This window comes from Nocardioides marinisabuli (genome assembly GCF_013466785.1).
Lineage (GTDB): Bacteria > Actinomycetota > Actinomycetes > Propionibacteriales > Nocardioidaceae > Nocardioides > Nocardioides marinisabuli.
In genome coordinates this window covers 241099-258264 of record NZ_CP059163.1, presented here as the reverse complement: position 1 = coordinate 258264, position 17166 = coordinate 241099, and the positions used below count along the sequence as shown (strand labels likewise).

The following is a 17166-nucleotide window of genomic DNA, read 5'->3' as shown; positions in this document are numbered from 1 at the left end:
CGGTGCCCGGTCTGGGTACCTCGTTCGGCCGTGGTGGGGCTACCACCAGCCTGCAGGACCTGCAGAACGCTGACTGCATCCTCATCGAGGGCTCCAACATGGCGGAGGCCCACCCGGTGGGCTTCCAGTGGGTGATGGAGGCGAAGCGTCGCGGGGCGACGGTCATCCACGTCGACCCGCGCTTCACGCGCACCTCGGCGGTCTCCGACCTGCACGTCCCGATCCGCGCCGGCAGCGACATCGCGTTCCTGGGCGGGCTGGTCAACCAGGTGCTGAGCAACGACCTCGACTTCCGTGAGTACGTCGTGGCCTACACCAACGCCGCCAACATCATCGACGAGGCCTACCAGGGCCCCGACGACCTCGACGGGCTGTTCTCCGGCTTCGACCCCGAGACCGGGCAGTACGACCCGATCTCGTGGCGCTACGAGCCGCCCGAGGACATGAACGCCGAGGAGCGCGAGCGCGACCGCGAGCTGCGCGAGGACGCCGAGGCCGCGGCCACCGGGGACGACGCCAAGCGCTCCCACCAGGCCGCCCGCTCCGAGAGCCACGGCTCGGGCGGGGCCCCGGTGAACTGGAAGGGCCGTCGCGACGAGACGCTGCAGCACCCGCGCTGCGTCTTCCAGATCCTCAAGCGCCACTTCGCCCGCTACACCCCCGAGATGGTCGAGCAGGCCTGCGGCATCCGCCCCGAGCAGCTGCGCCAGGTCGCCGAGGCGCTGACCTCCAACAGCGGTCGCGAGCGCACCACCGCGTTCTGCTACGCCGTGGGCTGGACCCACCACAGCACCGGCGCGCAGATGATCCGCACCGCCTCGATCCTCCAGCTGCTGCTGGGCAACATCGGGCGCCCCGGCGGCGGCATCCTGGCGCTGCGCGGGCACGCCAGCATCCAGGGCTCCACCGACATCCCGACCCTGTTCAACATCCTGCCCGGCTACCTGCCGATGCCGCTGGCCGACCACCACCAGAGCCTCGACGAGTGGGTGCGCGCCGACGAGGGCAAGGCCGGCTTCTGGGGGAACATCCGCTCCTACGCCGTCAGCCTGCTCAAGGCCTACTGGGGGGAGGCGGCCACCCCCGAGAACGACTTCTGCTTCGACTACCTGCCACGGCTGACGGGCGACCACTCGACGTACACCACGGTCAAGGCGCAGATCGAGGGCCGGTGCAAGGGCTACTTCCTGGTGGGGGAGAACCCCGCCGTGGGCTCGGCGAACGGCAAGATGCAGCGCCTGGGCCTGGCCAACCTCGACTGGCTGGTCGTGCGCGACCTGCAGATGATCGAGTCGGCGGACTTCTGGAAGAACGGTCCCGAGATCGAGACCGGCGAGCTGGTCACCGAGGAGATCGGCACCGAGGTGTTCTTCCTGCCCGCGGCCAACCACGTCGAGAAGGCCGGCTCCTTCACCCAGACCCAGCGGATGCTGCAGTGGCGCGACCAGGCCGTGCAGCCGCCCGGCGACTGCCAGAGCGAGCTGGAGTTCTACGTCGACCTCGGCAACCGCCTCCGCGAGAAGCTGGCCGGCTCCACCGACGAGATGGACCGACCGCTGCTCGACCTGGCCTGGGACTACCCGGTCGACGAGCACGGGGAGCCCGACGCCGAGGCGGTGCTGCGGGAGATCAACGGCACCGGGCCCGACGGGGCGCCGCTGTCGTCGTACACCGAGCTGAGGGCCGACGGGTCGACCTCGTGCGGCTGCTGGATCTACAGCGGCGTGTACGCCGACGGGGTCAACCAGGCGCGGCGCCGCAAGCCGCACTGGGAGCAGGACCAGGTCGCCTCCGAGTGGGGCTGGGTGTGGCCGGCCAACCGCCGCATCCTCTACAACCGCGCGTCCGCGGCCCCCGACGGCACGCCGTGGAGCGAGCGCAAGCGCTACGTGTGGTGGGACGCCGACGAGGGCCGCTGGACCGGCTCCGACGTGCCCGACTTCGTCGTCGACCGTCCGCCCGACCACGTGCCCGAGGACGGCGCCAAGGGCCCCGACGCCATCGGCGGACAGGACCCGTTCGTGATGCAGACCGACGGCAAGGGCTGGCTCTTCGCGCCCGTCGGCGTCGCCGACGGTCCGCTGCCGGCGCACTACGAGCCGCCGGAGTCGCCGGTGCGCAACCCGGTCTACGCCCAGCAGAACAACCCCGGGCGCAAGCAGCTCTCGACCCCCTCGAACCCGGTCAACCCGAGCTTCTCCGAGGTGTTCCCCTACGTCTTCACCACCTACCGGCTCACCGAGCACCACACCACCGGCGCGATGAGCCGGACCCTGCCCTACCTGACCGAGCTGCAGCCCGAGCCCTTCTGCGAGGTCTCGCCGCGCCTGGCCGCCGAGCGCGGCCTCGAGCACGGGCAGTGGGTCACGATCGTGACCGCGCGGACCGCGATCGAGGCCCGGGTGCTGGTCACCGACCGGCTGCGCTCGCTGCGGCTCGGTGAGCAGTGGGTCGAGCAGGTGGGCCTGCCCTACCACTGGGGCGTCAACGGCATCTCGAAGGGCGACTCGCCCAACGACCTGGTCAACGTCACGATGGACCCCAACGTCTCGATCCAGGACAAGGTCGGCACCTGCGACATCCGCCCGGGGCGCCGCCCCCGCGGCGCCGACCTGACGGCGTACGTCGAGGACTACCGCCGCCGCGCCGGCGTGGTCACCGAGACCGAGCAGGACCACCCCGCCGACGGAGGCAGCACGTGAGCAGGCTCAGCGAGTTCCTCTCCCCGGAGTCCCTGTGGGGGCGCCTCGACGACCCCAGCGAGAACGCGGGCTACGAGGACCACCCGGCCCGCAAGGGCTTCTTCACCGACACCTCGGTGTGCATCGGCTGCAAGGCCTGCGAGGTGGCGTGCAAGGAGTGGAACCAGGTGCCCGACGACGGCTACCTGCTGACCGGGATGTCCTACGACAACACCCAGCAGCTGGGTGCGAGCACCTGGCGCCACGTCGCCTTCATCGAGCAGCCGCTCGGCCCGGCGTCCTCGGGTGCTGGGCCGACCGCTGCGCCGACCGACCTGGGGATGCCGGGCAGCCGGCCCCCGGGCTGGGAGCGCGAGGTGACCCTGCCCGACGGGGCCGACGGGGCCGACCAGGGCGCCGCCTCCGGCGACAGCGGCGTGCGGTGGCTGATGTCCTCCGACGTGTGCAAGCACTGCACCCACGCCGCCTGCCTCGACGTCTGCCCGACCGGGTCGCTCTTCCGCACCGAGTTCGGCACGGTGGTGGTGCAGGAGGACATCTGCAACGGCTGCGGCTACTGCGTGCCGGCCTGCCCGTACGGCGTCATCGACCAGCGCAAGGACGACGGGCGCGCCTTCAAGTGCACCCTGTGCTACGACCGGCTCAAGGAGGGCCAGACGCCGGCCTGCGCCCAGGCCTGCCCGACCGAGTCGATCCAGTTCGGCGACCTCGACGAGCTGCGCGAGCGGGCGGCGGCGCGGGTCGAGCAGCTGCACGAGCAGGGCGTCGACGTGGCGCGGCTCTACGGCGCCGACCCCGACGACGGGGTCGGCGGCGACGGGGCGTTCTTCCTGCTGCTCGACGAGCCGGAGGTCTACGGGCTGCCGCCCGACCCGGTGGTCACGACCCGCGACCTCGGCTCGATGTGGCGCCACGTCGGCGCCGGTGCGCTGGCCCTGGCCGGCCTCGGGGCCGCCTCGTTCCTGGGCAGGCGCCGATGAGCCGTCGCGAGCAGTCGATGGTGCCCGAGCCGGAGTTCCGGTCCTACTACGGGCGACCGATCCTCAAGGAACCCACCTGGAAGACCCCCGACGTGCCGATCTACCTGTGGATCGGCGGCATCGCCGGCGGCTCGGCGCTGCTGGCCGAGGGTGCGGCGCTCAGCGGACGCCCGGGCCTCGAGCACGTCACCCGGCTCACCGCGGCGACGGGCGCCGCGATCGGCACCGTCGCGCTGGTGCACGACCTGGGCCGCCCCGAGCGGTTCCTCAACATGCTGCGCGTCTTCAAGCCGACCTCGCCGCTCTCGGTCGGCTCCTACATCCTGGCCCCCTTCAGCAGCCTCGCCGGCGCGGCTGCCGCGTCGCACGTGACGGGGGTGGCGCCCCGCCTGGGCCGCCTGGCCGGGGCCGGGGCCGCCGTGTTCGGCCCGCCTCTGGCCACCTACACCGCCGCGCTGTTCGCCAACACCGCGATCCCGGTCTGGCACGAGGCGCACCGCGAGCTGCCCTTCGTCTTCGGCGGCTCCGCGGCCGCCGCCGCGGGCGGCACCGCCATGGTGCTGGCCCCCGTGGCCGAGAGCGGCCCCGCGGCGCGGATGGCCGGCATCGGCGCGGTCGCCGAGCTCGGTGTCAGCCACCTGATGGAGCAGCGGCTCGGGATGCTGGCCGAGCCCTACGAGAAGGGCCTGGCCGGGAGGCTGACCAGGCTGTCGCGGGCCCTGACCGTCGCCGGGCTCGGGCTGAGCGCGCTCTCGCGACGCCGGCCGTGGGCGCGGCGGGTGGCCGGGGCGTCGTACGCCGCCGGCTCGCTGGCGCTGCGCTTCGCGGTCTTCGAGGCCGGCCGCGAGTCCGCGCGCGACCCCAAGTACGTCGTGGTGCCGCAGCGCGAGCGGATGCGTGCCCGGGAGGAGGAGGCGCAGCGCCAGGAATCCGGCACTGTGTCCTCGTGACCAGTGCGACCTCCCACGCCCCGCTCCGACTGACCCAGCACGCCTCCGGCGGCGGCTGCGCCTGCAAGGTGCCGCCCGGCGAGCTCGAACGCGTGCTGGCCGGGCTGCCGGTGGCCAGCGGCGACGACCTGCTGGTCGGTCTCGAGCACGGCGACGACGGGGCGGTGGTCCGCCTCGACGGGGACCGCGCCGTCGTGCTGACCACCGACTTCTTCACCCCCGTCGTCGACGACCCCTACGACTGGGGCCGGATCGCGGCGGCCAACGCGCTCTCCGACGTCTACGCGATGGGCGGCGAGCCGCTGGTGGCGGTCAACCTTCTGGCCTGGCCGCGCGACCGGATCCCCTTCGAGGTCGCCGCCGAGGTGCTGCGCGGGGGAGCGGCGGTCTGCGCCGAGGCCGGCTGCCTGCTCGCCGGCGGCCACAGCATCGACGACCCCGAGCCGAAGTACGGCCTCGCCGTCACCGGCACCGCCGACCCCGCCCGCCTGCTGCGCAACGACGCGGCCGCCCCCGGCACCCCGCTGACGCTGACCAAGCCGCTGGGGCTCGGGGTGCTCAACAACCGGCACAAGTCGACCGGCGAGGTCTTCGAGGAGGCGGTCGCGGTGATGACCACCCTCAACCGTGACGCCTCGCGGGCCTCGCTCGCCGCGGGCCACACCGCCGCCACCGACGTCACCGGCTTCGGGCTGCTGGGCCACCTGTTCAAGATGTGCCGCGCCAGCGGGGTCGACGCGGTGGTCGACGCCGCCGCCGTGCCCTACCTCGAGCCGGCCCGGGCGTCGTACGCCGCCGGGTTCGTGCCGGGCGGCAGCCGCCGCAACCTCGACTGGGTGCGCCCCCACCTCGAGGCCTCCGTCGACGAGGACGAGCTGGTCCTCCTCGCCGACGCCCAGACCTCCGGCGGCCTGCTCGTCGCCGGCGAGCTGCCCGGCCACCCGGTCGTGGGCGAGATCGTGGCGCGGGCCGGCGCCCACCCCCGCATCACGGTGCGCTAAGCCCGGCCGAGCAGTCACTTGTGAACCATCGAGCAGTCACTTCCGCACCGGCTGGGGTGCGGAAGTGACCGGTGGGTGGTTCACAAGTGACTGCTCGGCCCGCCGGTGGGTTGACCTGGCCAGGCCCAGGGGCCTTGAATAACCTCAATGAACGTTGAGGCAATCGGGGACGGCGTGCTGGAGCGGCGGGTGGCGCGGCACGCGGCGCTCGCCGACGCGGCCCGGCTGCGGGTCGTCGACCTGCTGGTCCTGGGCGACGCCTCGCCCGGCGAGCTGCGCGCGGCCCTCGGGCTGTCCTCCAACCTCCTGGCCCACCACCTCGGGGTCCTCGAGCGGGCCGGCCTGGTGACCAGGCACGGCTCGCAGGCCGACCGGCGGCGCAGCTACGTCAGCCTCGAGGCGCGCGCGCTCGACGACCTGGCGCCGACCGGCGGCCGGGGCGGCGTGGAGGCGCGACGGGTGGTCTTCGTGTGCACCGCCAACTCGGCGCGCTCCCAGCTCGCCGCCGCGCTGTGGAACACCACCGGGACCGTGCCGGGGCTCTCGGCCGGCACCCACCCGGCCGACCGGGTCGCGCCCGGAGCCCGCGCGGCCGCCCGGCGACGCGGGCTGCGCCTGGCCGACGAGCCCGTGCGCCTCGCCGACGTCGCCGCCCCCGGCGACCTGCTGGTCACCGTCTGCGACCGCGCCCACGAGGAGCTCGCGCCCGGCACCCCGACGGGACCGCACTGGTCGGTGCCCGACCCCGTGCCGGTCGGCACCGACGCCGCCTTCGACGACGCCGCCGCCGAGATCGAGCGGCGCGTCGCCCGGCTGGCCACCCACCTCGGACCCGAGCACCGCCACCCCCAGGAGAGCCCATGAGCAGCACCACCCCCGACGTCCCGCAGGTCGTCTTCGCCTGCGTCCGCAACGGCGGGCGCTCGGTGATCAGCCGCGTCCTCACCGAGCACTACGCCCAGGGCCGCGTCCGTGCGCTCTCGGCGGGCACGGCGCCGGGCGAGCACATCCACCCCGAGGTCGCCGACGCCCTCGAGCGCCTCGGCCTCGACACCTCCCGCGAGGAGCCCACCCGGCTGACCCGCGAGACGATCGCCGCCAGCTCGATGGCCATCACCCTCGGCTGCGGCGAGGAGTGCCCCTACGTGCCCGGGGTGCGGTACGTCGACTGGCCGGTCGCTGACCCCGGCGGCCAGGACCCCGCCACCGTGCGCGCGATCGTGGCCGACCTCGACGAGCGGGTGCGCGGGCTGCTGGTGGAGCTGGTGCCCGACCTCGAGCTGGCGCCCTCAGTCCTGTCCTGACGCAGCCTCGTCGCGGTCGACCAGCGCCTCGGCCGCAGCCACCGCCTCCCGGGCCGGGCGACCGACGCCGACCAGGGTGGCCGACGCGGGCCCGCACCAGTCGCCGTACCCCAGCAGGAGCAGGCGGGGCTCGCCGACGGCGCGCACCGGCATCACCGCGCCCTCCGGCGCCTCGGTGAGCGGACGCCCCTTCGCGGAGTCGAGCCCCAGCGGCCGCAGGTGGCGCAGCGCGGGGCGGAAGCCGGTGGCCCACACGACCGCGTCGAGCGGCTCCTCGTGACCGTCGGGCCAGCGGGCGCCGCTGCGGGTCAGGCGCTCGACCATCGGCACCGCGCGCAGGCCGCCGTGGTCGCGCGCCTCGCGCACCGCGGGCACCGCCACCACGTCGCCCAGCGAGGCGACGCCGCGCGAGGGGCGGCCGGCGGCCCGGTCGCGCACCGCCTGGGTCGCGGTCTCGAAGAGCACCCGCCCGTCGACGTGGTCGGGCAGGTAGCGCGGCGGGCGGCGGGCGGCCCAGTGCAGCCGCTCGACCACCGGCAGCAGGTCGGCGGCGACCTGGGCGGCCGAGTTGGCGCCGCCGACGACCAGGACCCGGCGTCCGGCGAACGGCGCGGGGCCGCGGTAGGAGCCGGTGTGCAGCTGCACCCCCTCGAACTCGTCGGCCCCCGCGACCGCCGGCACGAACGGCCGCTCCTGGGTGCCGGTCGCGCTGACGACCACCCGCGCCGACCAGTCACCGTGGTCGGTGCGCACCTCCAGCCGGTCGTCCGGGGCCCGGTGGACCTCACGCACCCGCACCGGGCGGCGTACGTCGAGGCCGTAGCGCTGCTCGTAGTCGCGCAGGTAGGCGACCACGTGGGCGGCGGGCGGGTTGTCCTCGCCGCTCCAGCGCGGCATCGGCCACCCCGGCAGCGAGCTGTAGGCGGCGGGGGAGAAGAGCCGCAGGCTCGGCCAGGTGTCGGGCCACGAGCCGCCCGGCTCGTCGTGGGCGTCGAGCAGCACCCACGTGAGCGGCCTCGCCCCGCGCCGGCGGCGCTCGCGGTCGGCGCGCTGGAGGTAGAAGCCGGCCGCCAGGCCGGCCTGCCCGGCGCCGACGACGCAGACGTCGACCGGCACGGCGGAGCGGTGGCGCTGGGTCACGCCCCGACCCTAGACACCTGGTCTCGTCCTTTCGGTCAGGATCCCTGGTCCTCCCGGGCACTGGGCCCCGGATCGGGTGCGGCGCCCGCGGCCGCGCCGCTAGCCTGACCGGCTGGTGGGAGGACCACCACGAGGACGATGCTGAGAGGCGGCGACGGTGCGCAGGAGCAGGGTGCGGAGCCGCCGCGACCGCGACGTGCGGCTCGGGTACGCCGGCCTGGTGATCGGCGCAGGTGCCTTCGTCGGTGCGCTCGTGGTGACGACCAACCTCGTCGACGTGCTGCCGGACCTCGACCTCCAGCAGCCCGTGCTCGCGCAGGAGCAGCGGGTCGTCGACGGTGCGCAGATGCGGCCCCGGACGAGCACCGCCCCTGGGGTCAGCGGCACCGGTGACGCTCGTCGGGCTAGCGCCCCCGTGCCAGGCGGCCGCGCGACGCCGCAGGCACAGCCCGCCGTGGCCCCGGCCCCGGCTCCGGCGCCTGCCCCGACCCCGGCGAACCCGAACCCGAACCCGACGACTCCGACCCCGACGACCCCGACGACCCCGACCCCGGACCCCGACCCGGCACCGGGCCCCGGCGGCCCGGTCTCGTCAGTGCTCAACCCGGTCGCCGCCACCGCGGCCGAGGTCCTCGACGGCCTCAGCGGCGGCGCCACCCAGCCCGTGAGCCAGGGCGCGGTCGCCGTGGTGGGGATCGTCGGCGAGCTGGCCGACGGGCCGCTCGAGGGGCTGCGACGCTCCGAGGCCCCTCAGGGCTGCCTGCTCACTTGTCCTTGAACACCTTGGCGGTGACCTCGAACGGCGCGGCGTCGTGGTCGGCGATGCCGGCGCACGAGTAGGCCTGGTCCTCCCAGCAGTCGAAGCTGGTCGAGGTGTTGACCAGCGAGACCGTCACCGCGTCGACGCGCCGCGCGGAGAACGGCACGCTCAGCCGGGCGCGGCCCTTGCGGTTGAACTCCAGGAGGCGCTCGTCCCAGGCGCCCTTCTTGTTCTGCACCAGCACCGCGGCCATCGGCTTGGTCGCCGCCGCCGGCCCGTCAAGGGTCAGGCGCAGGGTCCAGGCCTTGTCCTTGAGCTCGGCGGCCGGGGTGACGTCGACGTTCTGCGCCGACATGTGGTCGACCGTCGTGGCCTGCGACTTCCTCGTCGCGTCCTTCGAGAGCTTGAGGTTGGCGATGCGGGCCGCGCTCGGCCAGCTGGCGCCTTCGGGGTAGAAGGCCGCGGGGTTGTTGTTGACCGCAGCGAAGCGGGCGTAGTTGCGGGAGAAGCCGCCCTTGGCCGCCAGCACCTTGGTCAGCGCCTTGGTCGAGTAGTCGCGTCCGGCGCCCTTGAACTGCCCGGCCTGCTTCCACACGCTGCGGACGATGCCGCCGCCGTACTTCTGGGTCAGGAACTCCCACCACGCCCAGTTGCCGTAGTGGCGCCCGAAGGTGGTGCTGAAGATGTCGAGCGGCTCGTCAGGGACGCGCACCTGGCCGACCGGGAGGTACTGGCGGTTGTCGTTGACGTCGTCGGCGAAGCGCTCCTCGACCCAGGTCGCCGTCGACTCCAGCAGCCAGCGGTCCTCGCGGTAGTCGTAGTTGAACTGGATCGCGTGGAAGAACTCGTGCGCGGCGGTGACGCGCAGGGTGTCGAGCGGCTTGCGGCCGTACTCGGCCTTGGCGAAGTCGTCGTCGAGCACGCAGTAGCCGTTGGCGAGCCGCTTGTTGCCCTTGACCAGGTACTCGGGGGCGCAGTAGCCGTAGAGGCGCTGCCCGCTGAGCTCCTTGAGGTAGACGTCGAACTTGCCGTTGCCGCCGTTCTTGCCCTGGGGCAGGCTGCGGTCGCTGACCGGCTTGCGGTAGCCCAGGGTGCCGGTCTCGAAGTCCCAGACCTTGTTCATCACCTGGAGGGTCTTGCGGACCCACTTCTGGGAGTCGGGCCGGTCGGCGCCCTTGGTGACGTAGTGGACGCACACGTTGCCGCTGCACAGCTTCTTCGACCGGCTGTCGTAGCCCTGGCCGACCGGGTCGTCGCCGCCGTCGGTGGGTCGGGCCAGCAGGGCCTCGCCCTCGCGCCGCTGCTCGGCGCCGAGCTGCGGCAGCGCGACGCGCAGGTCGCGCAGCGCCATCGTCGCCTCGTTGCCCTCGCCGACGGGCTGCCCCGGCCCGCGGGACTGCGCGCCGTCGCCCAGCCCGAGCGCGGTGCGCGCCGCGGCGAGGGCCTCGTCGGGGTCGGTGCCCGCCCCGGCCGGGGTGGAGGAGAGCCGGGCGCCGGAGGACTGGGCGCCGACGGACTGGGTGCCGGCGGACTGGGTGCCGGGGGCGGCGGCGCCCGGCGTGCTGCCCAGGGCCAGCGTCGCAGCGAGGGTCACCAGCGTCGCGGAGAGGAGGAGCGGGGTGGCGGGTCTGCGACGCATGAGGTTCCTAGCAACTGGGCCGACGAGCTGTCTGGACCAGGGTGCCCGGTGATACCGGGTCGCGCACGCGGGACGCGCCGGTTGGGCGGGGCCGGTGTGGCCGGTGTGGCCCGGGGGCTCAGCCGGTGGCGGAGATCTTCTCGATCAGTGCGGTCGTGGAAATGGCGGGCGTGCGCGGGAGGTAGACGACGTCGCAGACGTCGCGGAACTCGTCGAAGCGGCCCTCCCAGTCGTCGCCCATCACCAGCACGTCGGCGCCGTGCTCGAGGATGTAGTCGCGCTTGAGCTCGAGGCTCTCCTCGAGGAAGACGGCGTGCACGGGCTTGAGCGCGGCCACGATCGCCATCCGCTCGCCCTCGCTGAAGACGGGCTCGCGGCCCTTCTTGCGCATGTTCAGCTCGTCGGCGGAGACCCCCACCACGAGCCGGTCGCCGAGGGCGGCGGCGCGCTCGATGACGCGCAGGTGCCCGACGTGGAAGACGTCGAAGGTCCCGAAGGTGATCACGGTGCGGGCCGCGGAGGAGGGTGCCGACATGCCGCGAAGTCTCGCACCAGACGCCCGTGCGCGAGAATCTGACCCTGATGAGCACCCAGACCGCGGCCGCCGCCCCCCGCACCGACACCACGCAGGACGACGTACGCCGTCGTGGCCTGCGCCGCATGCGCAGCGTCGCCCTGGGACTCCTCGTCCTGGCCGCGGTGGTCTACGCCCTGACCCGCGAGGCCGACGGCTTCTGGGGCTTCGTCAACGCCGGCGCGGAGGCGTCGATGGTGGGCGCCATCGCCGACTGGTTCGCGGTGACCGCGCTGTTCCGCCACCCGCTGGGGCTGCCGATCCCGCACACCGCGCTGATCCCGCGCCGCAAGGACGACCTGGGGCGCGGGCTGCAGGAGTTCGTCGGCGAGAACTTCCTGCAGGAGGACGTGGTGCGCGAGCGCGTCGGCGCCGCCCAGGTCGCGGCGCGGGTCGGCGCCTGGCTCTCCCAGCCCGAGCACTCGCGGCGGGTGGTCGACGAGACGGCCGAGGTGGTCGCGACCGCGCTGGGCAAGGTCAGCGACGAGCACGTGCGCAGCCTGGTCGAGGACGCGCTGGTGCCGCGGTTCCGCGAGGAGCCGATCTCGCCGCTGCTGGGCAACCTGCTGTCCGAGGCGATGCGCGACGACCTGCACCACGGGGTGATCGACCTGGTCCTCGACGAGCTGCACGGGTGGCTGGTCGACAACCCCGACACCGTCGCCGACGTGCTGGGCGAGCGGGCGCCGTGGTGGGCGCCGCAGAGCGTCAACGAGCGGGTCACCTCGCGCATCCACCTCGAGCTGGTGCGCTGGGTCGCCGACATCCGCGACGACCCGCGCCACCGGGCCCGTGCCGCCCTCGACTCGATGCTGCGCCAGCTGGCCCACGACCTGTGCGAGGACCCGGCCACCCGCGAGCGCACCGAGGCCCTCAAGCACCGTCTCCTCGACCAGCCGCAGGTCATCGCCACCGCCATCGCGCTGTGGGACGCCCTGCGCCGGGCACTCACCGACTCCCTGGCCGACCCCCGTGGTGCGGTGCGCACCCGGCTGCAGACCGAGGTCGACCGGTTCGCCCACCGCCTGGTCACCGAGCCCGGGCTGCGCGAGAGCCTCGACTCCGCGGCCGCGGACGCTGCCGTCTTCGTGGTCGAGCGGTACGGCGACGAGGTCACCACCGTCATCACCCACACCATCGAGCGCTGGGACGGTCGCGAGGCCGCCGAGCGCATCGAGCTGCACGTGGGCCGCGACCTGCAGTTCATCCGGATCAACGGCACCATCGTCGGCGGCCTCGTCGGCGTGCTGATCCACACCCTCGACGTGCTGCTGCCCTGACCGAGGCGCAGTGGCCGGTCAGTGACCGGCCTCGTAGTGGGAGAGGGTCACGCCGCCCGGAAAGGTCCTCGTCGCCACGAGACGCAGGTGGACCCGGGAGTCCAACGGGGTGAAGAACGGTGTGCCGCTGCCGACCAGCACCGGGTGCGTGAGCACCTGGTACTCGTCGACCAGGCCGGCGCGCATCGCCGCCCCCGCGAGGCCGGCGCCGCCGATCTCCATCGGGCCGCCGTCCTCGGCCTTCAGGCGAGCGATCTCGGAGACGGCGTCGCCGGTGCACAGCCGCGCGTTGCCGCTGACCTCGGAGAGGGTCGAGGAGAACACCACCTTCGGCGTCCTCTGCCAGATGCGGGCGAACTCGGCCTCCACGGGTGACACGTCCGGTTGCCGGTCGGCGGTCGGCCAGTGCGCGCTCATCACCTCCCACAGCCTGCGGCCGTACAGCGAGACACTGATGTCGCGGGCCCGGTCGTTGAACCACTGGTGCAGCTCGGGGCCGGGCACGCCCCAGCCGATGTCGCCGTCGCGCGTCGCGACGTAGCCGTCCAGGGTCGTGTTCATCGAGTAGATCAGTCGTCGCACGGTGCCAGGCTCCCGTCAGTGGTGTCGTCCTCGAGGAGAACGACCACGCCGGTGATCGAGAATCATCTCGGCCGTCACCGATCTCCTGAGACATCACCATCCACAGGTCTCCTCCCATCCCTATGCATCGAACGTGTGTTCGACTAGAATCGGGGTATGACAGCCGCTCCCTCCACCCGCGATCTCGCCGCCCTCGGCGAGGCCGAGCTGGTGGAGGTGCTGCGCGCCAGTGAGGTGGAGAAGTGTCGGCTGGAGGCTGTGCAGGCCGAGGCGGCGGCTCGTCTCGACGAGGTCGTACGCCGCCGGCACGCCGCGGCCGGGCTGCCCGTCGATCGGCAGGGCGTGGGGGTGGCCTCGCAGGTCGGGCTGGCGCGGCGGGAGTCACCGAACAGGGGTGCCCGCCACCTGGGGTTGGCGAAGCTCCTGGTCGCCGAGATGCCGCACACCCTGGCCGCGATGCGCGCCGGCTGGTGCAGCGAGTGGCGTGCCACCCTGCTGGCCCGCGAGACCGCGTGCCTGTCGCTGGAGGACCGGCGCCGGGTCGACGCGGAGCTGATGGCCGACCCCGAGACCACCGAGGGCTGGGGTGACAAGCGACTCGTCGCTGCGGCCCGGGCCCGGGCCTACGAGCTGGACCCGCACGCCGCGCTGAAGCGGTCCCGCAAGGCCGAGGGCGAGCGGTACGTGTCGCTGCGACCGGCGCCGGACACGATGACCTGGCTGACCGCGCTGCTCCCGGTCGCCCAGGGCGTCGCGGCGTACGCCGCGCTCACCCGGGCCGCCGACTCCGCCCGCGCGAGTGGCGATGAGCGCTCTCGCGGGCAGGTCATGGCCGACACCCTGGTCACCTCCGTGCTCACCGACCGCACCGCCGAGCCGGCGCCAGTTCCCGCGGTCCCGGCGATTCCGGTGGCGGTGAACCTGACGGTCTCCGACGCCACCCTCCTCGGCGGCGGCCACCAGCCGGGTTGGGTCGCCGGCTACGGTCCGGTGCCGGCCGGGTTCGCCCGCGAGCTGGTCGCCACCGCGATCGCCGACGCGCAGGCGACGCTGCGCCGGCTCTACACCACCAGCGCAGGGGCCCTGGTCGCGATGGACTCCCGGGCACGCGCCTTCCCCGCCAGCCTGGGGCTGTTCATCGACCTGCGCGACCAGTCGTGTCGCACCCCGTGGTGCGACGCACCGATCCGGCACCACGACGACGTGGTCCCCGACCACGCCGGCGGCCCCACCAGCGCCACCAACGGACAAGGGCTCTGTGAGGCCTGCAACCAGGCCAAGGAAGCCCCCGGCTTCACCGCCACCACCGAGGACGGCACAGTCGTCACCACGACCCCGACCGGCCACCAGGTCCGCTCGAGGGCACCCGACCTCCCACCCGGCGACCCACCAGTCACAGCAGCACCAACGCGACCACGGGTCGACATCCTCCACCCCCGCCTGCAGATCGTCCTCGACGACTACACGCCCGCCGCCTGACCCCGCGCCGGCACGCGGGTGGTTCACTGGGGGAGTGCCTGAACCCGTGGAGCCCTTCGACGTCCCCGTCCGCGAGGAGTCGGTCATCCGCCTCGGCCAGTTCCTCAAGCTCGCCAACCTGATCGAGTCGGGGTCGCAGGCCAAGGAGGTCGTGGCCTCGGGGGAGGTGCTGGTCAACGGCGAGGTCGAGACCCGCCGCGGGCGCCAGCTCGCGATGGGCGACGTGGTGCGGCTGGGCCCGCAGGCGGCGCGCGTCGCCGACGAGGCGTCGTACGACGACGGGCTGCCCTGGTAGGAGCCGCGCCGGCAGGGCTCAGCCGCGGACCAGCGCGTCCGGGCCCAGGTCGCGGTGGCTGGCGTAACCGGCGTTGGCCAGTGTCAGGTCGAGCTCGGCCAGCAGGCAGCGCAGCACGTGCTCGACGCCGGGCTGTCCGCCCAGCGCGAGGCCGTAGAGGTAGGGACGGCCCAGCAGGACCGCCTCGGCGCCCAGCGCCAGCGCCTTGAGGACGTCGGGCCCCGAGCGCACGCCGGAGTCGAAGAGCACGCAGAGGTCGTCGCCGACGGCCTCGGCGATCGCGGGCAGCACGTCGAGCGAGGCGACCGCCCCGTCGACCTGGCGGCCGCCGTGGTTGGAGACCACGATGCCCTCGACGCCGTGGTCGCGGGCCAGGCGGGCGTCGTCGACGTGCTGGATGCCCTTGAGCACGATCGGCCCGGGCCAGCGCTCGCGCAGCCACGGCAGCTGGTCCCAGGTCAGGCCCGGGTTGGGGAAGACGCCGGCGAAGGCGATGCCGGCGCCGGTGGGGTCCTCGTCGGCCGGCTTCTCGAGCCGCGCGTTGAAGACGGGGTCGGAGGTGTAGGAGGCGATGCCCTGGTTGGCCAGGAACGGCAGGTAGCCCCGGTCGAGGTCCTGCGGGCGCCAGCCCAGCATCGTGGTGTCGAGGGTGACGACCAGGTGCGTGTAGCCGGAGGCCTGCGCCCGGGACAGGAAGCTCTCGCACAGCTCGGGGTCGGAAGGCCAGTAGAGCTGGTACCACCGGGCGCCGTCGCCGGAGGCCTCGGCGACCTGCTCGATGGAGTGGTCGGCCTGCGTGGACTGCACGAACGGCAGCCCCAGGGCGGCCGCGGCCCGGGCGCTGGCCAGCTCGCCGTCGGGGTGGGCGAGGGTCTGCACGCCCACCGGGCCGAGCAGGACCGGGGCGGCCATCGGGGTGCCCAGCACCTCGGTGGACAGGTCGCGGGTGGCGTGGTCGCGCAGCATCCGCGGCACGATCCGCCAGCGCTCGAAGGCCGCGACGTTGGCGCGGGCCGTCGAGCCCCCACCCGCGCTCGGCACGATGTAGCCGAGCGGGGCGGGGTCGAGCACCTGGGCCGCAGCGGTCTCCAGCGAAGCCAGGTCGGTGGTGATCGCCGGCGTGGTGCCGCCGATCATCCCGTCGACGTAGATCGAGATCTGGTGGTCGCCGAAGTGGCCCATGACGCGGCTCCGCTGCTCAGGTGGGGTGGTGCAGGGAGCCTAGGGGGTCAGGAGACGCCGAGCAGGTCGACGACGAAGATCAGCGTCTCGCCGGGCTTGATGACGCCGCCGGCGCCACGGTCGCCGTACCCCAGGTGCGGGGGGATGACGAGCTTGCGGCGCCCGCCGACCTTCATGCCCTGCACGCCCTGGTCCCAGCCGCTGATGACCTGGCCGATGCCGAGGCGGAACTGCAGCGGGGTGCCGCGGTTGTACGAGGCGTCGAACTCCTCGCCGGTGGAGTGGGCCACGCCCACGTAGTGCACCGACACGGTCTGGCCGGCGGCGGCCTCGGCGCCGTCGCCGACGGTGACGTCGGTGACCACGAGGTCGGCGGGCGGGTCGAAGTCGGGGAAGTCGATCTCAGGCTTGTCCATGGCCCCGACCCTAGTGCCCTGCAGGTAGGGTCTGCGGCGGCTGGTGGGGGACACCGGTCCAGGCGAGGGAGGGCACGTGCCGGAGGAAGCGTCAGCCGACAAGGCGCGCAAGCGGCACGCGCTGCCGCTGTGGCAGGAGTCGCTGCTGCTGATGGGCCTGGCCGTCGTGCTGGCGCTGGTCGTCAAGACCTTCCTGGTGCAGGCCTTCTACATCCCCTCCGGCTCGATGGAGCCCGGGCTCGAGGTCAACGACCGCATCCTGGTGCAGAAGGTGTCCTACTGGACCGGCGAGCCCGAGCGCGGCGACATCGTCGTCTTCGAGGACCCGGGCAGCTGGCTGAGCCCGGCCGAGTCGGCCGGACCCACCGGTGCCGTGGCCAGCACCCTGAGCCGCATCGGGCTCTACCCCGCCGGTGGCCACCTGGTGAAGCGCGTCATCGGCGTCGCCGGCGACACCATCACCTGCTGCGACGACCAGGGCCGGCTGCTGGTCAACGGCGAGCCGCTCGACTCCAGCGCCTTCATCCGCAACGGCCGCGACTGCGACGGCCCGATGGTCGCCTCCTGCGAGTGGTCGGCCGGCCCCGTGCCCGAGGGCTCGGTCTTCGTGATGGGTGACCACCGCGACGACTCCGCCGACTCCAGCTTCCACCTGTCCTGCGACCTGTCGAAGGAGCGCGCGCAGCGCCGCGGCGACCAGGCCGAGGACGCCGATCCCGAGAGCGCCGGCACCTGCGACGGCACCGACGCCTGGGTCGGCACCGACCTGGTGGTCGGCAAGGTCTTCGCCCGCGTCTGGCCGGCCAGCCGCTTCTCGCTGCTCGACAAGCCCGAGGCCTTCGACGCCCTCGACTGAGGCGTACGCCGCTCGGCCCGGCGCGG

The 17166-nt window shown here is 73.7% G+C and carries 17 protein-coding genes; 11 read left to right on the top strand and 6 right to left on the bottom strand.

What is annotated here, in order from left to right:
- Nucleotides 1-2 precede the first annotated feature (2 nt).
- From fdh to H0S66_RS01210, 6 genes are all read left to right on the top strand, one after another.
- Nucleotides 3-2702, top strand: coding sequence for a formate dehydrogenase (gene fdh, locus H0S66_RS01235; protein WP_218876189.1), 2700 nt, complete (start codon nt 3-5; stop codon nt 2700-2702).
- On the top strand, nt 2699-3682 hold the full coding sequence (locus tag H0S66_RS01230) for a 4Fe-4S dicluster domain-containing protein (protein ID WP_258017055.1): 984 nt from the start codon (nt 2699-2701) through the stop codon (nt 3680-3682). Before fdh ends, H0S66_RS01230 begins: the two co-directional genes overlap by 4 nt.
- Complete coding sequence (gene nrfD, locus H0S66_RS01225; protein ID WP_179613756.1) at nt 3679-4632, top strand: NrfD/PsrC family molybdoenzyme membrane anchor subunit; 954 nt, start codon at nt 3679-3681, stop codon at nt 4630-4632. The genes H0S66_RS01230 and nrfD overlap by 4 nt, the downstream gene beginning before the upstream one ends.
- Nucleotides 4629-5633 carry a selenide, water dikinase SelD gene (selD, locus tag H0S66_RS01220; RefSeq protein ID WP_179613755.1) on the top strand — a complete coding sequence of 335 codons (1005 nt, stop codon included), beginning with the start codon at nt 4629-4631 and terminating at the stop codon, nt 5631-5633. Before nrfD ends, selD begins: the two co-directional genes overlap by 4 nt.
- Before the next feature lie 147 nt (nt 5634-5780).
- Nucleotides 5781-6497, top strand: a complete 717-nt coding sequence (locus H0S66_RS01215; protein WP_179613754.1) for an arsenate reductase/protein-tyrosine-phosphatase family protein — start codon at nt 5781-5783, stop codon at nt 6495-6497.
- Nucleotides 6494-6937 (top strand): arsenate-mycothiol transferase ArsC, encoded by a 444-nt coding sequence (locus H0S66_RS01210; protein ID WP_179613753.1) that lies wholly within the window; start codon nt 6494-6496, stop codon nt 6935-6937. The genes H0S66_RS01215 and H0S66_RS01210 overlap by 4 nt, the downstream gene beginning before the upstream one ends.
- Here the strand turns inward: H0S66_RS01210 and H0S66_RS01205 are convergent.
- Nucleotides 6923-8077 carry an ArsO family NAD(P)H-dependent flavin-containing monooxygenase gene (locus H0S66_RS01205; protein ID WP_258017054.1) on the bottom strand — a complete coding sequence of 385 codons (1155 nt, stop codon included), beginning with the start codon at nt 8075-8077 and terminating at the stop codon, nt 6923-6925. The two genes, H0S66_RS01210 and H0S66_RS01205, sit on opposite strands and share 15 nt — an antisense overlap.
- A gap of 157 nt (nt 8078-8234) precedes the next feature.
- Here H0S66_RS01205 and H0S66_RS01200 point away from each other — a divergent pair, with 157 nt between their 5' ends.
- On the top strand, nt 8235-8855 hold the full coding sequence (locus H0S66_RS01200; RefSeq protein WP_179613752.1) for a hypothetical protein: 621 nt from the start codon (nt 8235-8237) through the stop codon (nt 8853-8855).
- Here the strand turns inward: H0S66_RS01200 and H0S66_RS01195 are convergent.
- Both H0S66_RS01195 and H0S66_RS01190 read right to left on the bottom strand, forming a co-directional pair.
- A complete protein-coding gene (locus H0S66_RS01195; RefSeq protein WP_179613751.1) occupies nt 8842-10476 on the bottom strand; it encodes an MXAN_6640 family putative metalloprotease in 1635 nt (544 codons plus the stop codon). The two genes, H0S66_RS01200 and H0S66_RS01195, sit on opposite strands and share 14 nt — an antisense overlap.
- A 118-nt stretch (nt 10477-10594) precedes the next feature.
- Nucleotides 10595-11011: an FAD synthase family protein gene (locus tag H0S66_RS01190; RefSeq protein WP_179613750.1), complete on the bottom strand. Its 417-nt coding sequence runs from the start codon at nt 11009-11011 to the stop codon at nt 10595-10597.
- Between the two features lie 47 nt (nt 11012-11058).
- Between H0S66_RS01190 and H0S66_RS01185 the strand changes: the two genes are divergently transcribed.
- Nucleotides 11059-12330 carry a DUF445 domain-containing protein gene (locus H0S66_RS01185; protein ID WP_179613749.1) on the top strand — a complete coding sequence of 424 codons (1272 nt, stop codon included), beginning with the start codon at nt 11059-11061 and terminating at the stop codon, nt 12328-12330.
- Between the two features lie 18 nt (nt 12331-12348).
- On the opposite strand, the gene H0S66_RS01180 is transcribed toward H0S66_RS01185, so the two are convergent.
- Entirely contained in the window at nt 12349-12912 is a 564-nt protein-coding gene (locus tag H0S66_RS01180) for a dihydrofolate reductase family protein (RefSeq protein ID WP_179613748.1), read from the bottom strand.
- Between the two features lie 156 nt (nt 12913-13068).
- On the opposite strand from H0S66_RS01180, the gene H0S66_RS01175 reads away from it, so the two are divergent.
- Together H0S66_RS01175 and H0S66_RS01170 are read left to right on the top strand one after the other, a co-directional pair.
- Nucleotides 13069-14391, top strand: coding sequence for an HNH endonuclease (locus H0S66_RS01175; protein WP_179613747.1), 1323 nt, complete (start codon nt 13069-13071; stop codon nt 14389-14391).
- A gap of 34 nt (nt 14392-14425) precedes the next feature.
- Nucleotides 14426-14686 carry an RNA-binding S4 domain-containing protein gene (locus H0S66_RS01170; protein WP_179613746.1) on the top strand — a complete coding sequence of 87 codons (261 nt, stop codon included), beginning with the start codon at nt 14426-14428 and terminating at the stop codon, nt 14684-14686.
- 18 nt (nt 14687-14704) lie between these two features.
- On the opposite strand, the gene H0S66_RS01165 is transcribed toward H0S66_RS01170, so the two are convergent.
- Together H0S66_RS01165 and H0S66_RS01160 are read right to left on the bottom strand one after the other, a co-directional pair.
- Nucleotides 14705-15868, bottom strand: coding sequence for a lactate 2-monooxygenase (locus H0S66_RS01165; RefSeq protein ID WP_179613745.1), 1164 nt, complete (start codon nt 15866-15868; stop codon nt 14705-14707).
- A 47-nt stretch (nt 15869-15915) separates the two neighbouring features.
- A complete protein-coding gene (locus H0S66_RS01160; protein ID WP_179613744.1) occupies nt 15916-16284 on the bottom strand; it encodes an FKBP-type peptidyl-prolyl cis-trans isomerase in 369 nt (122 codons plus the stop codon).
- 76 nt (nt 16285-16360) lie between these two features.
- On the opposite strand from H0S66_RS01160, the gene lepB reads away from it, so the two are divergent.
- Nucleotides 16361-17140 carry a signal peptidase I gene (gene lepB, locus H0S66_RS01155; protein WP_258017053.1) on the top strand — a complete coding sequence of 260 codons (780 nt, stop codon included), beginning with the start codon at nt 16361-16363 and terminating at the stop codon, nt 17138-17140.
- The last annotated feature ends 26 nt before the right edge of the window (nt 17141-17166 follow it).